This is a genomic window from Armatimonas sp., from assembly GCF_043760365.1.
Taxonomy (GTDB): domain Bacteria; phylum Armatimonadota; class Armatimonadia; order Armatimonadales; family Armatimonadaceae; genus Armatimonas.
In genome coordinates this window covers 1-2,916 of sequence record NZ_JAYUPA010000919.1, presented here as the reverse complement: position 1 = coordinate 2,916, position 2,916 = coordinate 1, and the positions used below count along the sequence as shown (strand labels likewise).

Annotated in this window: 4 protein-coding genes; 1 reads left to right on the top strand and 3 read right to left on the bottom strand. The window is 51.4% G+C overall.

What is annotated here, in order from left to right; genetic code table 11:
• Positions 1–28 precede the first annotated feature (28 nt).
• The gene (locus ACH2EH_RS23030) at positions 29–256 is read right to left on the bottom strand and encodes a hypothetical protein (protein WP_395145448.1); all 228 of its coding nucleotides are present in this window, start codon (positions 254–256) and stop codon (positions 29–31) included.
• 284 nt (positions 257–540) lie between these two features.
• Between ACH2EH_RS23030 and ACH2EH_RS23025 the strand changes: the two genes are divergently transcribed.
• A complete protein-coding gene (locus ACH2EH_RS23025) occupies positions 541–840 on the top strand; it encodes a helix-turn-helix transcriptional regulator (RefSeq protein WP_395145446.1) in 300 nt (99 codons plus the stop codon).
• Here the strand turns inward: ACH2EH_RS23025 and ACH2EH_RS23020 are convergent.
• A complete protein-coding gene (locus ACH2EH_RS23020; RefSeq protein WP_395145444.1) occupies positions 837–1,787 on the bottom strand; it encodes a replication-relaxation family protein in 951 nt (316 codons plus the stop codon). The genes ACH2EH_RS23025 and ACH2EH_RS23020 overlap by 4 nt on opposite strands.
• The gene (locus tag ACH2EH_RS23015) at positions 1,787–2,677 is read right to left on the bottom strand and encodes a hypothetical protein (protein WP_395145443.1); all 891 of its coding nucleotides are present in this window, start codon (positions 2,675–2,677) and stop codon (positions 1,787–1,789) included. The genes ACH2EH_RS23020 and ACH2EH_RS23015 overlap by 1 nt, the downstream gene beginning before the upstream one ends.
• Between the last annotated feature and the right edge of the window lie 239 nt (positions 2,678–2,916).

The window sequence follows — 2,916 nt, the reverse complement described above, 5'->3', positions numbered from 1 at the left end:
GTAGTCTTGACAGCGCTGCGCTACCCGGCTACCTTTGCCTTGAGGATCGTGCGCCCTTCCCGGAGTACATCCTCATTTTTCTTCTCTCTTCTAATTTTTCCTTGCGCTTTGTTTGGGCTTCAAGGCGCTTGGCTTCGAGGTATCGGTCGGCGTGCTCACCGACTGCTGCGTCAATGACTTCTACCGTCTTCGGGTTTGAGACGAAGATGACCAGAAGGAGTGTCGCCATACCAACCACGGTTGATAGATCAGGCATTTGATCTTGATTAGTTTGATGAAATACGGGGTCTGCTGTTGTCTTAAGGTGGCATCTGCGAGTTGTTAAAGTTGTTGTCGTTTTGGATGATCGACCTCTCATCCATCACTAATACAATAACAAAATTGTTATTGATTGTCAAGCGATTTACTGTCGATAAGTATTCCCCAAAACGTGCTTGATAAGACGGAATCCCTTGACTTTGATAACAAATCTGTTATTGTTAAGATGCGAAGAGAGGGGCAGAAATCGCCCCCCAGGCTTCTCATCAACACATAGCAACCATGAGCAACCAACCCCTTTCCACACCCACTCCAGAAATTCTACCCACCCCAGAAATCCTAGAGCAGACAGCCATCCCACTTGCTTGGCTTGGGGATCTGCTTATCTCCTTGCGCAATGAGCGGGGGCTCTCCCAGCGTCAGCTTGCCGAGCGGCTAGGGATTCATCAAGAAGTCATTGCCAGGTGGGAGACAAGCAAATACGCCACTGCCAGTTTGGAACGTCTTCGTAAAGTAGCGGAGGCACTGGACGCCGATATTCGGGTGACGCCTCATCACGCTGGCGACTCAGACAAAGCCTAGTCCACAGCCTTTACATCTTGTGCCTGATTTACGTCTTGCTCCTGACCACTCGACAGGACAGACGTAGCCAGCAGGGGCTGAAGATTCACCATGCCACTGTACCGCCAGACAGGGTGCTCTAAGCCACCTTGCTTGAGATCTTCGACCGTTGCCACGTATGCGCTCTCTTTGATGGGAGACCTAGCCAACTCCTGTGCGAGCCGATCACGGCGTCTTGCCGTAAGTGTTATGACAAGAACCCGCGCCTTTTTGCGTCCCCCAGTCGCTTCCGCCACGACATCACTTTCCAATAATTCGGCATACTCCCCTGCCTTTTTCTCCCATTGATCGCCACGCTCCGTTCCTCGATCTGCTTCCACGAAGCCGACCAGGGAACCTACAGATTTAATTCGATAGACAAACCACGCATCAGGGCGGACAGGTGGGAGATGAGCCGCAGGACCATCTAGCCAACGCTCCACAAAACCACCTTGGATATGATTACAAAGCTCAAGCCAGATGCGCACATCGCGAACAAGAAGCTCGTGCGAGAGAAAAAGTGCATTTCGAGGACCATAGTCGGGAAGCTTACGGGCGGCTGCCTCGTCGGAAATTCGCCTAGCCCGCTCAAGGAACTGAATCGCCGCGCGCGTCGGAATGTAAATATTTTGCCCTGGGCCGAACGCTAAGTTTGGGCCATTTTCTTCGGGGGGAGCTAGATTAGCATACGGAACCGCGATTGTGTCCACCATCCTCAAGTCGAAAAGGTGGCGAAGGTGTTTAGTGACGGCCTCCTCCTTCATCTGGGCGATTCGAGCAACCTGCCCAGTGCTGAGTATCCCACACTCAGCGATATAGCTAAGGATACGTAACTTCAGCGGGGTCATACTCCGTTTAGGTACCCCAGGCTCGTAGCGGCGGCGGCGATCTGATCCTTCCTCTTGTTGCTCTTCTTGTTTTTTGGGCATCAGAGACTGTCATCCTCGCCAAAGTACCTCTCGGACTTTGGCTTATTCGTCTTTGGTAATGAGCTTACGGAGGGCGAGTTTACTTGAGCTTGCTTAGTCAGGGTATCAATTTGATCTTCACGCCACAGCTCCGTTTCGTTGATTTCTTTCTGGCTCTGTCCATTGACCTCATAAGAGCGGCGAACATAATCCTGAAAATGTGGATCGGTTTCCATTAGGGGATCGTCAACATCGACGATCCGTGTCTGACGCACCTTTGGAGTTTGCTTCGGTCCCTCGGTGGTGCGGATAATAGTATGGCGCTCCGGGAGAATCTGGGCTGCACGCTCCCACTCAGCCTTACCCATCTGACTTCTGTTTTTTACATCTACCACGACAATAGAGGGAATCGTCACACGAAGCTGATCATCCTGAATTTGCCAGGTTGGCCACGCTCCTGAAGGATTGCAACGAATAAGTAAACGGAGGAAATCCGCTAGTCGCACCGTTTCTGTGGGGGCGACCTCTACATAAAAATCACCACCCTCGTAGCTCCTGCTCAGTCCAAGATAGGCATTAATGAGCACGGGTTCAGTAGGGAACTCTTTCTTGAGTTGTGCGCTGCACTCCTGCTCGTAGCGTTTCTCAGCCTCGCCTAAAATGCGCTCGCATACCGCCTGGTTTTCCTGCGTAATCTTGTCGCGCTCTGCCTCCCATTCTGCGATAATAGCTAACTGCGCCTCCCTAGCTTGCTGGTAAAGATTAAGTTCAGCATTATACTTTTCTCTCTCGCGACGGAAGTGCCCCTCTTGCCCCTTCTGTCTCTCCGCGAAGGAATCCAGCTCGTCTATTAACCCTTGCTCTTCTCGTGGAAGGTAAACAAAGTTGGAATTTTTAGTACCCGCGCCCAACCAGCGCTCGGGTCGCTCTTTGGCGGGTGGAGGTGGAGGTGGTTGACGCAAGCCAAACCAATTGAAGCCTTGCGGTGGTGGTGGTGCAGGCTTGGGCGGAGTTTTATTTATATGGATATGCTGAACCTCTTCTGTAAAAGCTCAGTACAGGACAAAAAATACTGGTAATTTCTACAGGATGAAAGGCACCGCCTTGGCATGATACGACAAGGTCGCTATAACACAGATCGCGACCAAAA